This window comes from Bradyrhizobium sp. (assembly GCF_030654605.1).
GTDB lineage: Bacteria > Pseudomonadota > Alphaproteobacteria > Rhizobiales > Xanthobacteraceae > Bradyrhizobium.
On sequence record NZ_JAURXB010000079.1, the window covers coordinates 43164 to 64738 of the forward strand.

Genomic DNA, 21575 nt, shown 5'->3' on the forward strand with positions numbered 1-21575 from the left:
TGTATAATCCAATTCCTGCTTCTGGAAAACAGAAATATTTTTTCTCGAAGGGCTTGACACGATTTCTGTTAATCGGAAGTGATTTGCCCGTCGGGTCGATTTGTTGAAGCCGCTGGACAAATGGAAGCCCTGGAGGTGCCCCCGCTCATCTTGTCTCGCTGGCCTTCAGCTCTTCGGCCAGGGGACGCAGGGCTTGCGTCGCGTCGTCGAGATGCTTCTGTCATTCCGCGCCGGGCATGAAGGCGACAACGGGCGCGCTTCGGCATTTGGTTGCGATCAGGGTGTCGCGATCAATCCCTTGTCTGCGGCAACGATCCAGCGATTGCCCCAACGCACGATCGAATCGATGCGTCCAACTCCGGGCACAGTGTCCCCAACCATTGCCGTCCGGCTGCCATCCGGTCCTTCGAGGAAGGCCGTGCCGCCTCGAACATCACGAACGATCCAGCCCTCAATTGTGGTCGGTCGTGTCTCGGGGGTTGGCACGAGCAGCTCGCGAGGCGCAATCGAGCCAGTGGACAGACTGGTATCTGGTGGCAAAGCCTCGGTTGTCGCTCTTGAATTTCCCCCATCCGGGCGCGGTATCGTACCCGTCGATAAACTCGGAGGTTTGGGAGAATTGTTGGTCCCGGTACCGAGCGCCGTTTGTTTTCGACCGCTTTCGGCCTTATTGGCCGACTTCATTTCGGTTCGGCGGATAGAATTGTCTTTTTGGACTGATGGGTTCGATGCAACGACCATTGGAGATTCGTGCCAGCTTGAGCTGCCAACCCATCCCAATCCGAACCCGATTGCGAGTGCGCCCGCAGCAAGCCAGGCAACGCGGGTCCGATCGACAGCCGGGTTCAGCAACTGCAAGGCTTCTTCCCGGATGGGGCTAAGATAATCCGAGGGATCCATGCTCGCGGGTGGCGACGGCAGATGGTTGTCGGTCGTGTCTCCAACCGCCCCAATGCCCTCAAAACGATTTGGCTGCTGGCCCTGCATGACCGACCTTCCTTGGCCAATGATCATGCGTAGAACTGAACGAATTCTTAAGAATGCCGTAACCGTGATGACAAGCGTTGGGAAAATTGAGTCGGCTCGTTGAGAGCTTTTGCTCCGTTCGGTGTTCTCCACCAGCTCGATCGATGTGCGAGCTCGAGCCTCAATGAAAATCCCGCGACGGCGGCAGGATCCGCACGTTGCGCGGATGACGGATTTTCTGGGCGGGATTGTCGAGGTGCTCGCGACGGTCGTCGTTGAGCGGCTCGATCAGCGCGGGGCCTGCCGGCACCGCAGGCTTGCGGCCGAGCGCGTCGTTGGCGAGGCCGACCAGGTCATGCGAGCGGTCGGTCAGGCGTTGCGCGACCAGATGCGTCACCTGTTCGGGGCTGCTCTGGATATAGCCTTCGACCAGAAGCAGCCGGGCACCCATCACCTCCTTGCGGAACGCTTCCATCACCTTTGGCCACACCACGATATTGGCGATGCCGGTTTCGTCTTCCAGCGTCATGAACACCACGCCCTTGGCGCTGCCCGGCCGCTGCCGCACCAGCACCACGCCGGCGCAGCGGACACGCTTTCGGTCGTTGGCATGGCAGACCTCCCTGCAGGCGACGACGCGTTCTTTCGAAAGCATCGGCCGCAAAAACTCCATCGGATGGCCCTTCAGCGACAGCCGGATGGTCTGGTAGTCGGCGACCACCTGTTCCGGCAGCGGCATCTCGGGCAGCGGCTGTGCGTTCTCGTCGGGCTGCTCGCGCGCGGTGGCGATTTCGAACAGCGGCAGCGCCACGTCGTCGGGCAGCCGCCGCACCGCCCACAGCGCGGCGCGGCGATCCAGCCCGATGGAGCGGAACGCATCGGCATCCGCCAGCTGAATCAGCGCGCGTTTGGGCAGGCCGGTATCGCGGGCGAAATCCTCCAGCGAGGTGAAGGGACGGCGCGCGCGGGCGGCGACGATGCGCTCCGCCCAGTCGTCCCTTACCTCTCCCGCTTGCGGGGATCGAGACGAGCGAAGCTCGCTCTTGGGTCGCATCGCATCGCTAGATGCGATCCGGGTGGGGGAAGCTCTATCCACTCGAACAGTGTGACTCGCGGAGACACCCCCACCCCAACCCTCCCCCGCAAGCGGGAGAGGGGGCGCAATCCCTTCGCGGCGGCCATGCCGGCTGATTTCCGCCCCCCGGGATGACGCCTGAGTTCGCTTCAGCCTCTCCTCGTCCGCATCAACCCATTTGAAGCCATCGATCTGGCGAAACCCTAGCCGCACCGCGCAATACTTGCCGCTCCCCTGCTCCAGCGTATTCTGCGCATGGCTGAACGACACGTCGATCTCGCGCACCTCGACGCCGTTGGCGCGGGCATCGCCGACGATCTGGGCGGGAGCGTAAAAGCCCATCGGCTGCGAGTTCAACAGGCCGCAGCAGAACGCGTCGGGATGAAAATGCTTCAGCCAGGACGAGATATAAACGAGTTGCGCAAAACTCGCGGCGTGGCTTTCCGGGAAACCGTAAGAGCCGAAACCCTTGATCTGATTAAAACAGTTTTTTGCGAATTCCGGATCGTAGCCGCGCCGGATCATGTTGCCGGTCATCTTCTCCTCGAAATTGCCGATGGTGCCGACATTGCGAAACGTCGCCATCGCACGGCGCAATCCGTTCGCCTCTTCCGACGAAAATCCCGCCGCCTCGATCGCGATCCGCATCGCCTGCTCCTGGAACAAGGGTACGCCGAGGGTCTTGTGCAGGACCTTGTAGAGTTCGTCAGGAGATCCGTACGCGGGCGACGGCGACGGATAATTCTCTTTCTCGATGCCGTTCCGCCGTCTGAGATAGGGATGCACCATGTCACCCTGGATCGGGCCGGGCCGCACAATGGCAACCTCGATGACGAGGTCATAGAATTTGCGCGGTTTCAGTCGCGGCAGCATGTTCATCTGGGCGCGGCTTTCGACCTGGAAGACGCCGAGCGACTCGCCGCGGCACAGCATGTCGTAGACCTCGGGGACATCCTGCGGGACTGACGCGAGTTGCCAGCGCTCGCCCTTGTGGTCGGCGATCAGGTCGAAGCATTTGCGGATGCAGGTCAGCATGCCCAGCGCCAGCACATCGACCTTCATCATTTTCAGGGCGTCGACGTCGTCCTTGTCCCATTCGATGAAAGTGCGGTCGTCCATCGCGGCATTGCCGATCGGCACATAGGAATCGAGCCGGTCCTGCGTGAGCACATAGCCGCCGACATGCTGCGACAGATGCCGCGGAAATTCGATCAGCTCGCCGGCAAGCTCGACCGCGAGGCCAACCATTGGATTTTGCGGATCGAGCCCCGCCTGCCGCACCTGCATGTCGTCGAGGCCCTTGCCCCAGCTGCCCCACACGGTATCGGCGAGTGCGGCGGTGACGTCTTCCGTCAGCCCCAGCGCCTTGCCGACGTCGCGGATCGCGCTGCGCGGACGATAGTGAATGACGGTGGCAATGATCGCGGCGCGGTGGCGGCCATAGCGGCGATAGACATACTGCATCACCTCCTCACGCCGCGAATGTTCGAAGTCGACGTCGATGTCGGGCGGCTCCAGCCGTTCCTTGGAAATGAACCGCTCGAACAGCAGATCGACCTTGGTCGGGTCGACCGAGGTGACGCCGAGCACGTAGCAGACCGCGGAGTTTGCCGCCGATCCCCGGCCCTGGCAGAGGATGTTTACGCTGCGCGCATAGCGGACGATGTCGTGCACGGTGAGAAAATAATGCGCGTAGTTCAGCTCGGCGATGAGGTCGAGCTCCTTGCGCAAGGTGGCGCGGAGCGTGTCGTCGATCTCGCCGGCGAAATATTGCCTGACGCCGGCCCATGTCAGGTCTTCCAGGTGCTGCTGCGCGGTCTTGCCCGGCGGCACCGGCTCGTCGGGATACTGGTATTTGAGCTGGTCGAGTGAAAAACCGATGCGGTTCGCAAACCGCATGGTTTCCGCGAGCGCCTCCGGCACGTCGCGGAACAGTCGCGCCATTTCGTGGGCCGGCTTGAGATAGCGCTCCGCATTGGCTTCAAGCCGCTTGCCGATCGTGTCGATGGTGGCCTTCTCGCGAATGCAGGAGAGCACATCCTGCAGCGGGCGGCGGGCGGGATGGTGATACAGCACCTCGTTGGTCGCCAGCAGCGGCACGCGGGCGGTGGCCGCGATCCGCTGCAGCCGCGCCAGCCGGCGCTTGTCGTCACCGCGATACAGCAGGCTGGCCGCCAGCCACACGCCATCGGCGCCGCTGCGCCGCAGCTGGTCGAGAATTTTGAGGGTTGTTTCCGGCTCGAAGCGATGCGGCAACGTCAAAACCAATAGTTGGCCTTCGGCGAATTCGAGCAGATCGTCGAAACCAAGGCGGCATTCGCCCTTTTCGGTCTTGTCGGCATCGTCGCCGCGCTTGCCGCGGGTCAGCAGCTGGCAGAGCCGGCCGTAGGCGGCGCGGTCGCGCGGATAGACCAGGATATCAGGGGTGCCGTCGATGAAGACGAGGCGCGAACCGATCAGCAATTCTGGTTTGCAGGTGACTTCAGGGTTTTCCAGCTCCTTGTAGGCCCGCACCACGCCGGCCAGGGTGTTGCGATCGGCAATGCCGATGGCGGCAAGACCGAGGTCGCTGGCCTCCCGCACATATTCCTGCGGATGCGATCCGCCGCGCAGGAACGAGAAATTCGTGGTGATTCCGATCTCGGCGTAAGCCATGCCGTCAGGGCCCTTCATGCGAACAGCCCGTGCACGAACCAGTTCGGTTGCACGATCTCACCCTCGCGCTGCGCGATCTCGCGGTCATACAAACCGTCGCGGTAGAGCCAGAACCGCAGGCCGGTCTCGTCCTCGACGCGGAAATAATCGCGCGTCAGCATTTCTTCCCGCGATCGCCACCATTCCATCGCGACGCGCTCCGGACCCTCGACGCGCACCACCGTGTGGGACGCCCGCCGCCACTGGAACCAGGCCGGCGGTCCATCCGGCACTTCCGCGATCACCTTGATCGGTTCCGGCCGCGCGAACAGCCGCAACGGCCGCAATGGCGGTTCGCTCTCTTCCCGCTCCGGCCAGTCCGCCGCTTGAGCCGCCGCCAGACGATGCTGCGCCGGGGCCGTCATGACCGCGCGTTCCGGAATATGGGTGTCCTGCGGCAGGTGCACGACCACGCGCTTGCAGCCGATCCGCGCGGCGATGCGGTCGATCAGGGCGGCCAGCTCGTCATTGTCGTGCACATTGGCATCGAGATCGCGCTGCTGCTGCACCACGATCTCGACGCGGCTGGCGGACAGGCGAATGAGATCGAAGCCGAAACCGGGGTCGAGCGGATCGCTCAAGGCATCGAGCCGCTCGCGAAACAGCCGGTCGATCACCTCGGGCCTGGTCACGGGTTGCCCGGTATCGACCGCAATCGCGCGCACCGCGCCGTCGGTGCGGAAGAACTGGGCCTGCAGCCGCCGCGCACCCTTGCCCTGGCGGTCCATCGCCGCCACCAGCATCGCCGCCAGCCGGGACAAGGTCGCCGAGATCACGACTTCGGTGGCGACCGGTTCGGCAAACCGTTTTTCCACGATGAAATCCGGCAGCGGTTTCAAGGGGCTGATCGGCGCGTCGCCCTGCCCCAGCGCCTGCTCCAGCAGGCTGGTAAAACCATCGCCGAACCGCGCCGTGATTTCGTGGCGCGCGCGCGAGGCCACGTCACCGATGGTTTTCAAGCCCGCGCGGCGCAGGCCGCGGGTGATGGCCTCATCGGCGCCGAGCGCGAATACCGGCAGCGATTTGACCGCCTCGGCCTCCCCGCCATCGGGCACGATGTGGCCGGAGACATGACGCGTCATGGTGCGCGCGCAGACCGATGTGCCGGCAATCGCGGCGCTGACGGCAAAACCCTGCCGGCTCAGCGATCCGCATATCATCTGCATCAGCGCGGCCTCGCCGCCGAACAGATGGGCGCAGCCGGTGATGTCGAGAAACAGGCCGTGCGGGGGATCCAGCGCCACCAGCGGCGTAAAACGGTCGCACCAACAGGCGATATCATTCAGCGCTTTGGCGTCGGCCGCTTCGTCGGCATCGAACACTTTCAGTTGCGGACAGATGGCACGGGCGTTGGCGAGCGGCAGGCCGATCGACAGGCCGAGATGTGCTGCGGCGTCATCGAGCGCGAAAATCTGCAACGCATTGTTCTGTTTGGCGACGACGATGCTGGGTTCTTCTTTCTTCACCTCTCCCGCTTGCGGGGGTCGAGACGAGCTAAGCTCGCTCTGAGGTCGTATCGCATCGATAGATGCGATACGGGTGGGGGAAACTCTCTCCGCACGAACAGTCTGACTCGCGGCGGCACCCCCACCCCGGCCCTCCCCCGCAAGCGGGAGAGGGGGCCGACCGTCTGTGTTGCAAGAGGCTTCGCTCTTTTTATCCAGCTCTGCGTTGTTGACCGGTAATTGACGCTTGATGCGGTCGATGGGCAGGCGCGGCAGCCACAGGCTGAGGATACGCCGACGGTTTCGCGAAAAGGCACTCATCACATTTCCATTCCATGATCCACCGGCCGACCGGGCCATGACGGTTGCGAACGAGTTGCGCGTCGAACACCGGCGCGCCCCACGCGCTGCCGACCGAGGCGGGCGGCGAATGCGCCGCGCGCACGATCCATCGGGTCTCCGCCGTCGAGGGCTGCGGCTGCGCCGCCACCCGCAGCAACAGTCCGGTGACGCCGGAGGCCTGCGCCGCCAGCGTCAGCTTGCGGCTGGCGACGAGATCGAACTGCCGGGCTTCGCCCCAGACTTCCAGCACCACCGCGCCCAGCGCATCGCAGACCAGCGCGTCGGCGGCGGTCCGCAACGCGGCGTCGACATCGGCGGCGCACACGGTCACCACGCAGCGCGGATCGAGGCCGAGTTCGGCGAGCCCGGCCATCGACAGCGCGCCGGATTCGATCTCGGCAAAATCCTGCCGGATCCACACCAGCGGCCGCCGTGCGGTTACACGCCCCGCGAGGCTTACGAGTCCCGCAAGCCCTGCGATGAACCCGGTCGCCGCGGCGCTCTGCCGTCCCTCGGCAAACACCTCGTGCACGGCGGCCGGCGCGAGGCCGCCCTGCAGCGTCGCATCGGCTTCCGCATGCCCGAGCGCCACGCGCGCAGGCGCCGACGCGTCAGCCTGCGCCTCGATGCGCTCGATGCTGCCGCGCAAACTCGCAAGCGTGTTCGTGCGCGCGCCGGTCATGCGCCGCTCCCTCGGGGTGCTGGGCCGTCACAGGTCTCTGTTGAACCCGCGGCCAGCCCATTTGTTCATGATATGTTCTAATATAAAGCTAATAGGACCGAGAGAGTCAATCGGCATCGGAGGGAGTGATTTTAATGAGCAATCCCAATGGGATCGACGGAACCCGAAATGGCTCGCAGCCCGGCGCTCCTCACTCACGCTTCATCCTTGTGGAGGCAGGAAGGTTATGCGCGTTTGGTCGACAACCATTCACGCAGATATTCGCCGCAAGGGTTTGACATTTCCTGACACAACCTTTAATTGATAGATTATTGTGCCGTTGCTCAAGTCCGGCGCGTTGCGTAGCGAATCCTAGCCCCGGACGCCGCGCAGCGTGCCGGTCTTGCGGCGTCTCACGCCGCCAGCGTGTTCTCCACCAGCTTGATCCAGTACGAGGTGCCGAACACGATCGCCTCGTCGTTGAAATTGTAGGCGGGGTGGTGCAGCCCGGCGCTGTCGCCGTTGCCGCAGAAGATAAACGCGCCGGGACGCGCCTCCAGCATATAGGCGAAATCCTCCGCGCCCATCAGCGGCGGCATATCGTGAACATTGGCGTCGCCGGCAACTTCCTTCGCCACCTGGGTGGCGAAATCGGTCTGCGAGGCATGGTTGACCACCACGGGATAGCCGCGCTCGTACACCAGATCGATTTTGGCGCCAGTCATCTGCGCCACCCCGGCGACGACCTCGCGCACCCGCTTCTCGACCAGTTTCCTGACCTCGTCGGTCAGGGTGCGAACGGTGCCCCTGAGTTCCGCGGTTTGCGGGATCACGTTGCGCGCGTTGCCGGCGTGGAACTCGCACATCGAAATGACAGCGGATTCCAGCGGATCGACGGTGCGCGAGACGATCGACTGCAGCGCGGCAATCAGCTGCGCGCCGACCAGAACCGAATCGATGCACATGTGCGGCCGCGCGGCGTGGCCGCCGAGCCCCTCGATCCTGATATCGATCGCATCGGTCGCCGCCATGATCGGACCCGGCCGGATCGCAAACGAACCAATCGGGATGCCGGGACCATTATGCATGCCGTAGACCTGATCGATGGCGAAGCGGTCCATCAACCCGTCCTTGATCATCGCGGCGGCGCCCGCGCCACCCTCCTCCGCCGGCTGGAAGATCACCACCGCATCGCCGGCGAAATTCCGGGTCTCGGCGAGATAGCGGGCGGCGCCCAGCAGCATCGCGGTATGCCCGTCATGGCCGCAGGCATGCATCTTGCCCGGCGTCTTCGAGGCATAGGGCAGATTGGTCTCTTCCTCGATCGGCAGCGCATCCATGTCGGCGCGCAGCCCGATCACCTTGACCTCGGCATTGCCGGCGGGCTTGCGGCCCCTGATGACGCCGACCACGCCGGTGCGGCCGAGGCCGGTTGCCACTTCGTCGCAGCCGAACTCCCGCAAACGGTCCGCCACGAATGCCGCAGTGCGGTGCACGTCGTACAGCAATTCGGGGTTTTCGTGGATATCGCGGCGCCAAGCCTGAATATCGGGTTGCAGATCGGCGACGCGGTTGACGATGGGCATGGGGAATTCCGGTGCGGTTTGAGCGATTTGACCCTGTCTAGCACGCACCCGCTATCCGCCCAACAGCCCTCCGGCCTGTACAGCCGGGGCCCGCGACGCTATGGCCTTTGGGCCCATGGCGGGCGACGCGGTGGTGGCTTATGAAGCGGATTGAAGGTGATTTCGACTACATCGTGGTCGGCGCGGGCACCGCCGGCTGCATCGTCGCCAACCGGCTGTCGGCCGATCCGGACAAGCGCGTGTTGATCCTGGAGGCCGGCGGCAACGACAACTGGATCTGGTTTCACATCCCGGTCGGCTATCTCTTCGCGATCGGCAATCCCCGTTCGGACTGGATGTTCCGGACCGAACCGGAGGCAGGTCTCAACGGCCGCGCGCTGGCCTATCCGCGCGGCAAGGTGATCGGCGGCTCGTCCGCCATCAACGCCATGATCTCGATGCGCGGACAGGCCGCCGACTACGATCACTGGCGCCAGCTCGGCCTCACTGGCTGGGGCTATGACGACGTGCTGTCGGCGTTCCGGCGGCTGGAGGATCATTTCCTCGGGGACAGCGAGCATCATGGCGCCGGCGGCGGCTGGCGGATCGAGGCGCCGCGATTGTCCTGGGCCATCCTGGATGCGGTCGGCGACGCCGCGGCGGAAATGGGCATCCGGAAGATTCCGGATTTCAACACCGGCGACAATGAGGGCGTTGGCTATTTCCACGTCAACCAGAAGCGCGGGCGCCGCTGGTCTTCCGCGCGCGGCTTTCTCAAGCCGGTGTTGAACCGCGCCAATCTGCGTCTCGAAAAAAACGTGCTGGTCGACCGCCTGATCGTCGAGCAGGGCCGCGCCGTCGGCGTGCGCTTCATGCAAGGCGGCGAAGTGGTCGAGGCCCGCGCCAGGGGCGAAGTGATCCTGTGCGCCGGCTCGATCGGATCGACCCAGGTGCTGCACCGCTCCGGCATCGGGCCTGCGGACTGGCTGGCGCCGCTCGGGATCGGATGCGTGCTCGACCGCCAGGGCGTCGGGCGCAACCTGCAGGACCATCTGCAGCAGCGCGCGATCTTCAAGGTCGAGGGCGTCCGCACCCTCAACGAAACCTATTGGTCGCTGATGCGGCGCGGCCTGATGGGGCTCGATTATGCGTTCCGCCGCCGCGGTCCCCTGACCATGGCGCCGTCGCAGCTCGGCATTTTTACGCGCTCCGACGCTACCCGCGAACGCGCCAACATCCAGTTCCACGTGCAGCCGCTGTCGCTCGACAAGTTCGGCGACCCCCTGCACCGCTTCCCCGCGATCACCGTGAGCGCCTGCAATCTGCAGCCGACCTCGCGCGGCACCGTGCGGATTCGCTCGGCCAGGGCCGACGAGGCGCCGTCAATCGCGCCGAATTACCTTTCGACCGATGATGACCGCCAGGTCGCCGCCGACGCCATCCGCGCCACACGGCGGCTGATGCAGCAGCCGGCGCTGGCGCGCTATCATCCGCAGGAATATCTGCCGGGGCCGTCGGTCGGCGACGACGACGCGTCGCTGGCAAAGGCCGCCGGCGATATCGGCACCACGATTTTTCATCCCGTCGGCACCGCGAAGATGGGCACATCAAGCGATCCGCTTGCCGTGGTCGACGAACGGCTGCGGTTTCATGGCCTCGCCGGACTGCGCGTGGTCGACGCTTCCGTGATGCCGACCATCACGTCAGGCAATACCAATACCCCGACGGCGATGATTGCCGAAAAGGGGGCGACAATGATTTCAGAAGATTCGCGCGCGGCAAAATGAAGAACCGGCATCGCCTGTGGGTCGAGCATTCAGGCGGGCGCATGGCGCTGACGCGATGGGGCGATGCTGATTCCGGCAAACCGCCTGCGCTGCTGGTGCACGGCACCGGCTTCGTCGCCGAGGTCTGGGACGAGGTCGCGCGCGAACTGACGTCGAAATATAGCGTCTACGGCATCGACCGCCGCGGCCACGGCGCCAGCCACAAGCCGGCGGCGGAGCACTATCACTTCCTGGATTTCGCCTCCGACATCTGCGCCGTGGCCGAGGCGCTCGACCTCACCGGCATTTTCGGCGTCGGCCACAGCGCCGGCGCCACCGACCTCCTGCTCGCTGCAAAACTCAAGCCCCGGCGCTTCCAGCGGTTGTTCGTGATGGAGCCGACCATCATGGACCCGCGCGTGGTCAGGACCGACGCTGCCGCCGTGCGGGCCAACGGCAAGGCCTTTGCGCAGGGCGTGCTGCGCCGCCAGCGCGAGTTCGACAGCGCCGCCGCGGCATTCCAGCGTTTTCGCGCGGCGCCGGCGTTCGCCGATTGGACCGAGGGCGCCCTGTGGGCCTATGTGCGGCATGGTTTTGAGACCCTGCCGGACGACCGGGTGGGCCTGCTGTGTCGGCCGGAGATCGAAGCCGCGATGCTGGGGCCGATCTTCGAGGCGATGGAACAGGTCTATGCCGGCGACGAACGCGGCAATCCCTTTGCCTGGTTATCCCAAATCGAGTGTCCGGTGCGCGTCGCGACCGCCGAAAAATCATGGCCGATCTACAAGGAAATGTCTGCAAGAGCCGTCGCCCTGATTCCGGAGGCGAGCCGGTGGACGTTCGAGGGCGTCGGCCACTGCGTGGCGCAGGAGGCGCCGGGAAAGGTGCTTGAGGCGCTGGCGTCGTTCGAGCCGTAATGCGGTTGCATCCTTGCATAAGAGCCGTCGTCCCTGCGAACGCAGGGACCCATACGCTGTGACGTAGATGTTGTGGATGGTGTTAACGGGCTTGTTGCACCATGCGTCATCGCATCAGATGACCGGGGTTATGGGTCCCTGCGTTCGCAGGGACGACGCAAGTGGGAGAGCTGCCCCTCACCCTACCGACCTACTGCAGCCGAACCGGCAAATTGAGCGGACCGCGGAAACCGAAACCGTGCCAGCGCATGCCAGCGGGATCAGGCAAGGTCATGTTGGGGAAGCGCTCGAACAGCATGGGAAGCAGGATGGCGCCAACGGTTCGCCGCGACAGATGCGCACCCGCACAATGATGCGGGCCGTTGCCGAAGGCCTGATGCGGATTGGGTTCGCGCAGCGCGTTGAAGTTCTCGCCATCGTCGAAGACGTCCTCGTCGCGGTTGGCCGACGCCTGGATCGTCATCACGGTATCGCCTTTCGGGATGAAGTACCCGCGAATCTCGGTGTCCTCCATCACCAGCCGTGAACTGACCTGGATCGGCGCCACCCACCGCACCCCTTCCTCGAAGGCGGAGCGCCATTTGCCGGCGGCGCGCACGGCACCCAGCTGGTCGGGATGGGTCAACAGGCCATAAAGGATCGTCAGCAGGGCGTCGCGCGGCTCGTTGATGCCGCCGCCGATCGCGATCTTTACATTGGCGATGATCTGGCTTTCCGGAATCGGGTTCTTCGCGTTCACCATGAAGGACAGCGCCGAGGAATCCGGCTCGGCCCGGACGCGTTCGGCGTTGGCGCGGATACAGGTGTCCATCTCCGCATTGGCGATGTCAGTCGCTTCGAAAGGTCCCGGCGTCCAGCCGAAATTGCCGGCGCCGTCGATCAGCGTCTGCGACCATCGCTGCATGTCGTCGTCGCTGGCATCCGGAATGCCCATCGCATGGGCCAGAAGCCGCGCGGCCAGCGGCCCGGCGAGCGCGGGAAACAGGTCGACGATCTCGCCGCGCGGCAACCGGTCGAGATAATCAGCGGCCAGTTTCGCATACAGCGGCGCCCAGACCGCCTCGATCGTCTTCGGCATCAGGGCAGGCATCATCGCCATGCGCTCGGTCCGGTGCTCGTCGTGGTCCTTGCGCATCAGCGTGCGGGCGAGAAAGGCGCGCTCCATCGGCGTGTTCGGATCGTTCGAGCTGAACAAGGCCGCGTTGTCCTTCACGAGCCTGGTATCGGCGGCCCTGGTGAGGAAGGTGCGGCCGACGGATTTGACCCGCAACACCGGCGCTTCGCGCCGCAGGCGCCGGTAGATCGGATAGGGATCGCGCGTGAGCTCCGCGATCGTGATGGTTTCGTCCAGTGGGGCGAGGCCCGCGGTCGGCATGTGGCGATCCTGTCGGCTGCGGCCAATTCTATGCCGGGGAGAAGCATAAGTGCAGCACAAAATGATGTAATCGCGTCCACCGCACCGGCGCAGCGGCATCCTGATCTGGCCTTGAGGACTGAGTGCACCTACATAGAAATCTTCACGTGAAAGTTCCCCATGACAGCACTGTCCATTCTCGACCTCGTCCGTGTTACGGAAGCGACCGACGCGCGCGGCGCGCTCGATAACGCCCGCGATCTCGCCGCGCATGCCGAGGGCTGGGGCTATCGCCGGTTCTGGGTGGCCGAGCATCACAACATGCCCGGCATCGCCAGCGCCGCGACATCGCTGGTCATCGCCCACATCGCCGCCGGCACGAAGCACATCCGTGTCGGCGCCGGCGGCATCATGCTGCCCAACCATGCGCCGATCATCATCGCCGAGCAGTTCGGAACGCTGGCGCGGCTATTCCCCGGCCGCATCGATCTCGGCCTCGGCCGGGCGCCCGGCACCGACCAGGTGACGGTCCAGGCGCTGCGCCGTACCCTCGGGGGCTCAGACAATTTTCCGCAGGACGTGCTCGAGCTGCAGGCCTATTTCGCCCCCGTGGTGCCCGGCCAGCGGGTGCAAGCCGTACCGGCGGCGGGTACCGACGTCCCGCTTTGGATCCTGGGATCGAGCACCTATGGCGCGCAACTCGCCGCGGCGCTCGGCCTGCCCTACGCCTTCGCTTCGCATTTCGCCCCTGACCAGCTCATTCCCGCGCTCGACATCTACCGCGAACGCTTCAAGCCCTCAGCCCAGCTCGCGCGGCCCCACGCCATGGTGGGCGTCAACATCATCGCGGCCGACACCGAACGCGAGGCGCGGCGGCTCGCGACGACGCAACAGATGTCGTTTGCGAATATCTTCCGTGGCGCGCGCGGTCTCAGCCGTCCGCCGATCGACGATATCGAAAGCTACTGGTCGCCGATGGAAAAAGCCCAGGCCATGCAGATGCTCGCCCGCACCATTATCGGCACGCCCGATTCCGTCCGGGCCGGCATCGAGGCACTGGTCGATGAGACCGGCGCCGACGAGTTGATGGTGGTTTCCGACGTATTCGATCATAAGGCACGGCTGCATTCCTACAGGCTGATTGCCGAGGCTGGCCGGGACAGTGGCGGCGGCGGATGAGCGACAACTCACCCGCCGCCGCGCAACGAGCTACGGTTCATCGCGCCGCGCGATGATGCCGCGGTACAGCGGCGCGGTGAGACTGCACAGGCACCGGCCCGTTGTAATACGCGCTCGCCGAGTCGAGCGGGCGATACGACCGCCTGCCGGCAAGCACATCGGCGTCAGGGTGATAGAATGCGGCAGCACCGGGTTCCTGTATCGCAGCCTGCGCAAACACCGGCGTTGCAATCGTCGTCGTGAGAGCGGCGGCCAAAATGGTCGGGATGATCTTCATCATGATGGGATTCCTTTGAATCAGAGAACCTCATCTATCTGGGGGCGGCAACGCGAAAGCAGATAGCCATCACCGCGATTTGAGAAATCGCGTAGCATCCATGCACGACACCGTGAATGCGAGGACAGCGCTCCGCGCGCGATCCGGCTTTTGATCAAGGGGCTTTATTGCGTCGCTATGCCTGCGGCGGATAGCGGTCGAAGGTGGGCAGTTCGTGCGCGCCCTCCATCCAGCGAAGCCGCTCGGCGACCTGGATATGCACCGCGGCCGGAATGGCATCGGGATCGTCATAGGTCCCGCTCTGAATATCGATGATCCCCGGCAGCATATTCGCGTTGATGTAGAAGAGCCCGGTGCCGCAGTCGGCGCAAAACTGCCGCCGGCCATGTTCCGAGGATGCGTAGATCTTCGGCTGCCCTTTCGTAACCTTGACCGCATCCTCGGCGTACATCGTCCAGCCGACCATCGGCGCGCCGGCGTGACGCCTGCAATCCGCGCAGTGGCACAGCGCGTGAACGATCAGTTCGCCATCCACCTGATAGCGGATGGCGCCACAGTGACATCCCCCAGTGATGCTGCTCATGCGTCCCCCCTTCGACGAGACCCGTCCGTCTCATCCATCGATCATTTTCCGGATTTGCGGCCTCAAAGAGGCAATGCCAGGCTACTGCGCCTGGTGCGGCATGCCTACGCCGATTTCCGCACCGCGTTATCGACCAGCGTCTTGCCGAGCGACCAGATCGCGCCGGGGACCTTGTGGCTGGCCGCGATGACGGAATCGAATGCGGTCTCGATTTACTTGCCGTCTTCTTCCGTGATGGTCAGCGGCGGGTAACAGCTTGATGGTGTGGCTGTGTTTGAGACGCAATCAACTTGTTCGTCGACATCGAACGCTGCGCCGCCGGGATCGAGGCGCTGCAGATTCAACATCTGCTAGATTTCTTCTTGTTTTTTGGCAATGGGTGCAACTATCGGGAAACTTGGCGTTGGAAGCCAACAGTCGCATAAGGATCAAAATCGCGAACCGTCCATTCCGTACCCGGTTCTAGTTTCGATCGATCTATCTCGACTTCTGTCCCGTCGATGATCCGACCTCCCATCATGGTAGCACCTTCAGCCGTTGCCATTCGCCGGGATGTGAAAGGTTCGTCGTTCAGAACATCATACAATCTGACCTTATAGACGGTGATCGTATCCACGGTTCTCTCCTATAAAACGATATACAGGATCGGCCAGTAAGGCCCGCGCGGTTCTCTTGAATAAGTATTCCATCTTCAAAGCGTTAGTAGAAACACGCCTTACTTGTCGATTTGGCTCGGGATACAGACACATGGCCAAGTCATTGCAAATAGAACAAAAAAGGAACAAAATTGCAAGAGAAGTTTTTGAGGAACTGAAACCTTATTGAAAGCATTGTGTTATTTCGAGCGGGCCCCATCTTGGGAGCCCTCAAGTTGTCATTGACAACCAGTCAATGATCGCTATTTTAAACACAACGAGGACAGATCGACTCAGGCGGTTTCCGCCGACGGCCTCGTTCCGCCAAGAGCTATCTTGGTCACTTGCTTATGGCTGTGGGCCTTCTGGCTTGGTTTGTCGAGAATACTCTAAAATCTGGGCGGCTTCGGCCGCCCTAATTTTATGCTTCCTCCACTACCTTACCGAAGGGGCAGCCCCGTACGAAGATGGGTCTGCGATCACGTGGATAAGCACTTTCAACAAACAAGCTCAACTCAGTCGGCGCGCCCGCGTCGCCTTCCGTCCGCTTAACGTGAAAAAACATCCAATACTTCTCTCCAAGAAGTAAAGGCGATGCCATCTCTAACCGATACATTGTCCAATTCGATTCGGGAGTCTGCGAAACTCGAGCCGTTGGTTTTCCGCAAAGTTCGCGAAAGATCGTTGGCAACTCCAGCGAATGCGAAAACCTAACAGGACAGAAAACCCGATTTTGGGCTCGATCTCGAAAAACATGAGAGCCCTGAGCTTGCGATCCGTCGTGTTCAACCGACCAACAATGACTGCTATATCTTATCTTCACCGCGCACGAAAAAGCACCCGCTCCGCCGGTCCAATTACAGGTCTCCGTGTGTTGATCCAGATGACCAATATCGAAGTCCTCACCACAATGTCTGATTAAACGCGGCAACACATGCTCCCACCCGCCGCAACTTCTAAACGATTACGTAAGAAAACGCTACCGCAGTAACCAAGTACACTGCTCATCCGATCGCAAATCGAACGCAGCGGCGATACACCGAGGATTAGGCACGGATCTGCGTTACGCCGATTTCCGCACCGCGTTATCGACCAGCGTCTTGCCGAGCGACCAGATCGCGCCGGGGACCTTGTGGCTGGCCGCGATGACGGAATCGAATGCGGTCTCGATCCACTTGCCGTCTTCTTCCGTGATGGTCAGCGGCGGCAGCAGCTTGATGGTGTGGCTGCCATGGCCGGAGACCTGGGTGAGGATCTTGTGTTCCTTGAACAGCGGCACGGTGATGAGCTGGCAGAACAGTCCCTTGTTGGCGCTCTCCAGCAGATTCCACGACGCCTTCAGCTTGAGGGATTTCGGCGGGCCGAACTCGACGCCGATCATCAGTCCCTTGCCGCGGACTTCCTTCAGCAATTCGTAGCCCGGTATCATCCGGGTCAGCGCCAGCTTGAGTTCGGCGCCACGCCGCGCCGCCTGCTCGACCAGTTTTTCGTGCTCCATCACTTCGAGCGTCGCGATGCCGGCCGCCATCGCCAGATCGTTCTTCGCAAAGGTCGAGCCGTGCACCACGGCACGATCCATCTGATTGAAGATCTTGTCGAAGATGCTCTTGCGCGTCAGCAGCGCGCCGACCGGAACGTGACCGCCCGACAGCGCCTTCGCCAGCAGCACCATGTCGGGCTCGACATTCCAGTGCTCGACGGCGAGGAATTTTCCGGTGCGGCCGATGCCGGTCTGGATTTCGTCGGCGATGAACAGCGTGCCGTATTTGCGGCACAGGGCGGCGGCGCCCGGCAGGAAGTCATCGCCGGGGATGTTGACGCCCTTGCCCTGGATCGGCTCGACGATGAAGGCCGCAACCTGGCGGGACGACAGCGCGTGCTCGAGGGCGGCGAGATCGTCGAAGGGAATCGAGGTGCAGCCGGGCAACAGCGGCTCGAACCCGGCGCGGAAGTTGGGATCGTCGGTGAGCGACAATGCGCCATAGGACAGACCGTGGAAGGCATGGGTGCAGTACACGATGCCGGGCCGGCCGGTGGCGCCGCGCGCGAACTTGATCGCGGCCTCGACACACTCGGCGCCGGAATTGGCAAAAAACACCTTGTCCAGATACGGCACATGCTTCAGCAGGCGTTCGGCCAGCACGCCGGCCAGCGTGGAGACGTCGAGTTGCACGAGATTCGGCAGATCGGCGTCGAGGACGCTCTTCAAGGCCTGGCGCAGCACCGGGTGGTTGCGGCCAATCGCAAAAACGCCAAATCCGCTCAGTAGATCGAGATAGCGCGCGCCGTCGCGATCGAACAGGTACTGGCCTTGCCCCTTCTGAAAACCGACGTCATACCCGATGGTCTTGAGAACCCGTACGAGTTGCTCGTTCAGATGGCGCGTGTGCATGGAACTGCGCTGCGCCTGGCGGTCCACAAACATCTCGGAAACGTCTAGATTCGGATATAGCATTGGCTACATACGTCGGTTGCCAGGTATTTCGTCAACTGAAAACGCCCATTGCGGCGTTTTACCCCGCTCGAATCATCCATTAGTCACAGGTTGGAACCATGTTGCACCGCCAAGGAAATATCATGCGCACCGTTGCATTTTCAGCCATTTTCCTGGCGACCGGCCTTGCATCGGCCCTGGCCGCGGATCCAACCGGCGACTGGCGGGTGGCAGACGGTGTCGCCAACATCCGGGTTGCCGAATGCAATGGCAGCATGTGGGGCGCGGTGTCCTGGGAGAAGACGCCGGGCGGCCGCGACAAGAACAATCCCGATGTCTCGAAACAGAACAGGCCCACCCTGGCAATGCCGATCCTGATCGACATGAAGAAAAAGCCTGCCGTCGATCAATGGGAAGGCCAGGTCTACAACGCCAAGGACGGCCAGATGTACAGCACAACCATCAAGCCGATCGGCTCCGATCAGATGGAGATTCAAGGCTGCGTGCTGGGCTTCCTCTGCGGCGGCGAGACCTGGACGCGCGTCTCCGGCCCGATCCCCTCGAGCCCCACCAACAGCATGGCCAAGGGCGCGCCGAAGGGCACAGGGGCCTCGCCGAAGAACACGGGGGCCTTGCCGAAGGGCGCGCAGCAGGCAACCGCGCCTGCTGCGCCGAAGACCACCGGCGCCGCCAGCCCGGCTGCCAAATCCGGTCAGAAGCAGGCGGCCGGCCAGCCGCCCGACATCGGCGATATCTGCCTACTCCCCGACATCGCGCGGTTTGCCCATTAACGCCGGCTGGAACAGCAGCACCGCGGCCAGCGTGATGACGAACGAGAGCGCCAGCAGCTTGCCCATGCTGGCCGTTCCCGGATGGCTCGAGAGCCACAGGCTTCCGAAAGCCGTGGCTGTCGTCAGCGCACTGAAGAAGATCGCGCGCGTCAGGCTGGTCTGCAGCAGATTGGTACGGCCGGACCGCCAGGCCGTGACGTAGTAGATCTTGAACGCGACGCCGACGCCGAGCAGCAGCGGAAGTGCCACGATATTGGCGAAGTTGAGCGGCAGCCCGATCAGCACGCAGACTTCCAGCGTCACTGCTCCCGCCACCAGAAGCGGCACCATCGTCATCAGCACGTCGGTGATGCGCTGCAACGTCAGCCAGAGCAGCAGGCTGATCACGACCAGCGCTCCGATGCCGGCGTGGATGAACGCCCGCACGATGGTTTCGCCCGATTTGAGGATCGATACCGGTCCGCCGATGGCGTTCGGCTCGGCTGCCAGCACCGCGTTGGCAAAGGTGCGCAGGGTTTCGTTGTCGTTCGGGTCGCCGCGCGGCAGCGCCTCGACGCGGATCAAACCATCCTTGGTCTTCCAGCCGGCCACCAGATCGGCCGGCAGTGTTTTCAGGCTGACCGGCTGCGCCTGCAGCGAATTCCTGAGCTGATCGAGCGTCACTTTCAGCGGCGTGACGAAAATGGCCTGGACCTTGTCGCGCATCGCCTCGTTCGATTCGGCGAGTTTCGACAGCGCGTCGGCCAGCCGCCGCGATGCCACCGCGCCCGGGCCCTTGTCGTCGCCGGCGGCCCTGCGCAAGGCCTCCGCCGATCCTTTCAGGGACGCGACGTTCTCTTCGTCGGAGGGCGCGGCATCGATCTGGTCAGGGTTGAGCGCGGGAAGCAGGACCTTCGCCCCCTGCGCGATCAGCTTCAGCTTGGCCGGCTGATCCTCCGGCACGAAACTGTCCAGCGACATCACGCGAAGCACTTCCGGAACCTTCGCCAGCCGGGCTTCGATCTTTTTGGCTTCGGCTTCCGAATTCGTCATCACGTTGATGGCGTTGGCGCCGGTGTTCGGATCCTTGCGCAGATCGAGAAAGGTCGCGATCGATTCGACCTGCGAATTGCGCAGGTTGATCGGGTTGAAGTCGAACTTCAGGAAATACAGCAGCGGCAGGCCGGCCGTCGCGATCAACAGCGTGCCGACGATGATGATGACGCGGTGCTTTTCCAGGAACTCGTCGAGCGGCGCCAGGAAGGCGTAGCCGACCGGCTCCATTTCACCGGGCGGGTTGAGCATTTTCAGGAGCGCCGGCAGCACCGTGATGCTGGTCAGGAACGCAATCAGCATGCCCGCACCGGCGATCTTGCCGAGTTCGGAGATGCCCTTGTAGTCGGTCGGCAGGAAGCAGAGGAATCCGGCCGCCGTCGCCATCGCCGCGAGCGAGAGCGGAACCGCGGAGCGTTCAGCCGCCATCGCCAGCGCCTGCGCCAGGTCATCGTTCTTGAACCGCTCGGAGCGGTAGCGGACGCTGAACTGGATGCCGAAATCCACGCCCAATCCGACAAACAGCACGGCAAACGCGATCGAGAGCAGGTTCAGCGAACCCACCATCATCAGGCCTGCCGCCGTGGTGATCGCAAGCCCGATGAACAAATTCACGAACACGGCGAAGATGATCTTCGACGAATGCAGCGCCATCCAGAGGATGATGAGCACGACGACCACGGTGCCGATGCCGTTGACGATGGCGCCGTCCTGAACCGTCGCGAACTCCTCATTTGCAATCGGAACCGGGCCGGTCAGCCTGACCCGGGCGCCATATTCGCCCGCGAGATTGAGCTCGGTGGCCGCCTGCCGGATCGCGTCGGTCGCGGTCTTGCCGGGCTCCAGCGCATTGAAATCGAGGATCGGCTTGAATTCGATGAAGGCGCGCTTGTCGGAATCGGTGAGCGGCTTGTCGCTCGTGAGTTCGCGCCACGAGAATGTCGCGGAGCCCTTGCTCAACGCGGTCTCGACCGTCTGGGCAATCAGGTTGAAGGGCCGCTCGGTACTATCGAGCTTGACCTGTCCGCGCTTGACGCCGGCAAGGCCGGTTTCCAGAGCGCCGGTCAGGCCGCGAATGCTGGGATCGCCGGCCATGATCTCGATCAGGGGCGCTGCGGAGGCGAACTGGCTGGTCAGCTTGCCGACCTCCTCCGCGGGCAAGAACAAGAGCCCGTTCTTCTCGAAAAACTCCCCGGAGCCGAGCGGCTGAATCGATTCGAAATTCTTGGCGTCGCCGGCGAGCTTTTTCGCCAGCGCAGCACTTGCGGTGGTGGTGAGTTCCGGCGTCGGCGCCTCGATGACGGCCAGGATGGTGCGTTCCCGATCGAACGCCGCGCCGAACTGGTTGTCGCGCTTGCGCCAATCCAGGTCGGGCGAAATCAGGGTGTTGATGTCGGTGTTGATGGCGAAGTTTCGGGCTGTGTAGAAGCCCGACGCGATCGCAAGGATGAGTGCGATCAGGACAGTTGGGACGGCAAAGCGTGTGCAAGCCTTAACAATCGAAACGACAATACTTGTCAGCACATCTATTCTTTCCAGGTTATCCGCTTGCCGGAAACGCCCGCTGTCTACCGGAGTTCCGCAGGCCGATCTAATGTTGTTTTTGAAGGTTTTTGATTGGGTGCATGACCAAATAGCGCAAAATACGCCGAAACTGCGCTGCGAGGCCGATATAGTCCGCTTGATCAGGCGGTAAAGTGACGAACCAGTGGGGGCGAACGGGAGTTCGTACGCGGCGGCGGGTGCGTTACTGTATTATAATACCTATTCTGGCTTAACGCCGTTACGCGATCGTGTTGCAGCACGCCTTTTCTAACCCAGCGTTTTTTGCCACAAAGCCCTGTCCTGCCATGGGCTTG

At 63.1% G+C, this 21575-nt stretch carries 15 protein-coding genes and 1 pseudogene; 4 read left to right on the forward strand and 12 right to left on the reverse strand.

Annotation, left to right across the window (positions count from 1 at the left end; translation table 11 throughout):
• Positions 1-276: 276 nt before the first annotated feature.
• The 5 genes from Q7U29_RS08375 to Q7U29_RS08395 all read right to left on the reverse strand — a co-directional run bounded on the left by Q7U29_RS08375 (position 277) and on the right by Q7U29_RS08395 (position 8769).
• A complete protein-coding gene (locus tag Q7U29_RS08375) occupies positions 277-987 on the reverse strand; it encodes a hypothetical protein (protein WP_304740341.1) in 711 nt (236 codons plus the stop codon).
• A gap of 160 nt (positions 988-1147) precedes the next feature.
• Positions 1148-4714, reverse strand: a complete 3567-nt coding sequence (locus Q7U29_RS08380) for an error-prone DNA polymerase (protein WP_304740343.1) — start codon at positions 4712-4714, stop codon at positions 1148-1150.
• Complete coding sequence (locus Q7U29_RS08385) at positions 4711-6201, reverse strand: DNA polymerase Y family protein (protein ID WP_304740344.1); 1491 nt, start codon at positions 6199-6201, stop codon at positions 4711-4713. The genes Q7U29_RS08380 and Q7U29_RS08385 overlap by 4 nt, the downstream gene beginning before the upstream one ends.
• 190 nt (positions 6202-6391) lie before the next feature.
• Positions 6392-7204 carry an ImuA family protein gene (locus Q7U29_RS08390; protein ID WP_304740346.1) on the reverse strand — a complete coding sequence of 271 codons (813 nt, stop codon included), beginning with the start codon at positions 7202-7204 and terminating at the stop codon, positions 6392-6394.
• A 392-nt stretch (positions 7205-7596) separates the two neighbouring features.
• A complete protein-coding gene (locus Q7U29_RS08395; RefSeq protein ID WP_304740347.1) occupies positions 7597-8769 on the reverse strand; it encodes a M20 aminoacylase family protein in 1173 nt (390 codons plus the stop codon).
• A gap of 140 nt (positions 8770-8909) precedes the next feature.
• Between Q7U29_RS08395 and Q7U29_RS08400 the strand changes: the two genes are divergently transcribed.
• Positions 8910-10535, forward strand: a complete 1626-nt coding sequence (locus tag Q7U29_RS08400) for a GMC family oxidoreductase (protein WP_304740349.1) — start codon at positions 8910-8912, stop codon at positions 10533-10535.
• Between the two features lie 41 nt (positions 10536-10576).
• On the forward strand, positions 10577-11431 hold the full coding sequence (locus tag Q7U29_RS08405; protein WP_304740350.1) for an alpha/beta fold hydrolase: 855 nt from the start codon (positions 10577-10579) through the stop codon (positions 11429-11431).
• A 190-nt stretch (positions 11432-11621) separates the two neighbouring features.
• Here the strand turns inward: Q7U29_RS08405 and Q7U29_RS08410 are convergent, their stop codons facing one another.
• Positions 11622-12806, reverse strand: a complete 1185-nt coding sequence (locus Q7U29_RS08410) for a cytochrome P450 (RefSeq protein WP_304740352.1) — start codon at positions 12804-12806, stop codon at positions 11622-11624.
• Between the two features lie 159 nt (positions 12807-12965).
• On the opposite strand from Q7U29_RS08410, the gene Q7U29_RS08415 reads away from it, so the two are divergent.
• Positions 12966-13964, forward strand: coding sequence for an LLM class flavin-dependent oxidoreductase (locus Q7U29_RS08415; RefSeq protein ID WP_304740354.1), 999 nt, complete (start codon positions 12966-12968; stop codon positions 13962-13964).
• Positions 13965-14001: 37 nt separating this feature from the next.
• On the opposite strand, the gene Q7U29_RS08420 is transcribed toward Q7U29_RS08415, so the two are convergent.
• The 5 genes and pseudogenes from Q7U29_RS08420 to hpnO form a co-directional block, all read right to left on the reverse strand.
• Positions 14002-14244 (reverse strand): hypothetical protein, encoded by a 243-nt coding sequence (locus Q7U29_RS08420; RefSeq protein ID WP_304740356.1) that lies wholly within the window; start codon positions 14242-14244, stop codon positions 14002-14004.
• A 172-nt stretch (positions 14245-14416) separates the two neighbouring features.
• Positions 14417-14824, reverse strand: a complete 408-nt coding sequence (locus Q7U29_RS08425; protein WP_304740358.1) for a GFA family protein — start codon at positions 14822-14824, stop codon at positions 14417-14419.
• Between the two features lie 104 nt (positions 14825-14928).
• Positions 14929-15091, reverse strand: a pseudogene (locus Q7U29_RS08430) (aspartate aminotransferase family protein); the annotation flags it as partial.
• Between the two features lie 118 nt (positions 15092-15209).
• Positions 15210-15440, reverse strand: a complete 231-nt coding sequence (locus tag Q7U29_RS08435; protein WP_304740359.1) for a hypothetical protein — start codon at positions 15438-15440, stop codon at positions 15210-15212.
• A gap of 1082 nt (positions 15441-16522) precedes the next feature.
• Positions 16523-17914, reverse strand: a complete 1392-nt coding sequence (hpnO, locus tag Q7U29_RS08440; protein ID WP_304740361.1) for an aminobacteriohopanetriol synthase HpnO — start codon at positions 17912-17914, stop codon at positions 16523-16525.
• A 122-nt stretch (positions 17915-18036) separates the two neighbouring features.
• Between hpnO and Q7U29_RS08445 the strand changes: the two genes are divergently transcribed.
• Positions 18037-18684 carry a DUF2147 domain-containing protein gene (locus Q7U29_RS08445; RefSeq protein ID WP_304740363.1) on the forward strand — a complete coding sequence of 216 codons (648 nt, stop codon included), beginning with the start codon at positions 18037-18039 and terminating at the stop codon, positions 18682-18684.
• On the opposite strand, the gene Q7U29_RS08450 is transcribed toward Q7U29_RS08445, so the two are convergent.
• Positions 18652-21240 carry an MMPL family transporter gene (locus Q7U29_RS08450; RefSeq protein WP_304740365.1) on the reverse strand — a complete coding sequence of 863 codons (2589 nt, stop codon included), beginning with the start codon at positions 21238-21240 and terminating at the stop codon, positions 18652-18654. The genes Q7U29_RS08445 and Q7U29_RS08450 overlap by 33 nt on opposite strands.
• Between the last annotated feature and the right edge of the window lie 335 nt (positions 21241-21575).

Excerpts from the sequence above, each read along its gene's own strand:
- Q7U29_RS08400 (WP_304740349.1), top strand. The coding sequence starts at position 8,910 with ATGAAGCGGATTGAAGGTGATTTCGACTACATCGTGGTCGGCGCGGGC.
- Q7U29_RS08375 (WP_304740341.1), bottom strand. The coding sequence starts at position 987 with ATGCAGGGCCAGCAGCCAAATCGTTTTGAGGGCATTGGGGCGGTTGGA.
- Q7U29_RS08445 (WP_304740363.1), top strand. The coding sequence starts at position 18,037 with ATGCGCACCGTTGCATTTTCAGCCATTTTCCTGGCGACCGGCCTTGCA.
- Q7U29_RS08395 (WP_304740347.1), bottom strand. The coding sequence starts at position 8,769 with ATGCCCATCGTCAACCGCGTCGCCGATCTGCAACCCGATATTCAGGCT.
- Q7U29_RS08380 (WP_304740343.1), bottom strand. The coding sequence starts at position 4,714 with ATGAAGGGCCCTGACGGCATGGCTTACGCCGAGATCGGAATCACCACG.
- Q7U29_RS08390 (WP_304740346.1), bottom strand. The coding sequence starts at position 7,204 with ATGACCGGCGCGCGCACGAACACGCTTGCGAGTTTGCGCGGCAGCATC.
- Q7U29_RS08420 (WP_304740356.1), bottom strand. The coding sequence starts at position 14,244 with ATGATGAAGATCATCCCGACCATTTTGGCCGCCGCTCTCACGACGACG.
- Q7U29_RS08410 (WP_304740352.1), bottom strand. The coding sequence starts at position 12,806 with ATGCCGACCGCGGGCCTCGCCCCACTGGACGAAACCATCACGATCGCG.
- Q7U29_RS08425 (WP_304740358.1), bottom strand. The coding sequence starts at position 14,824 with ATGAGCAGCATCACTGGGGGATGTCACTGTGGCGCCATCCGCTATCAG.
- Q7U29_RS08405 (WP_304740350.1), top strand. The coding sequence starts at position 10,577 with ATGGCGCTGACGCGATGGGGCGATGCTGATTCCGGCAAACCGCCTGCG.
- hpnO (WP_304740361.1), bottom strand. The coding sequence starts at position 17,914 with ATGCTATATCCGAATCTAGACGTTTCCGAGATGTTTGTGGACCGCCAG.
- Q7U29_RS08415 (WP_304740354.1), top strand. The coding sequence starts at position 12,966 with ATGACAGCACTGTCCATTCTCGACCTCGTCCGTGTTACGGAAGCGACC.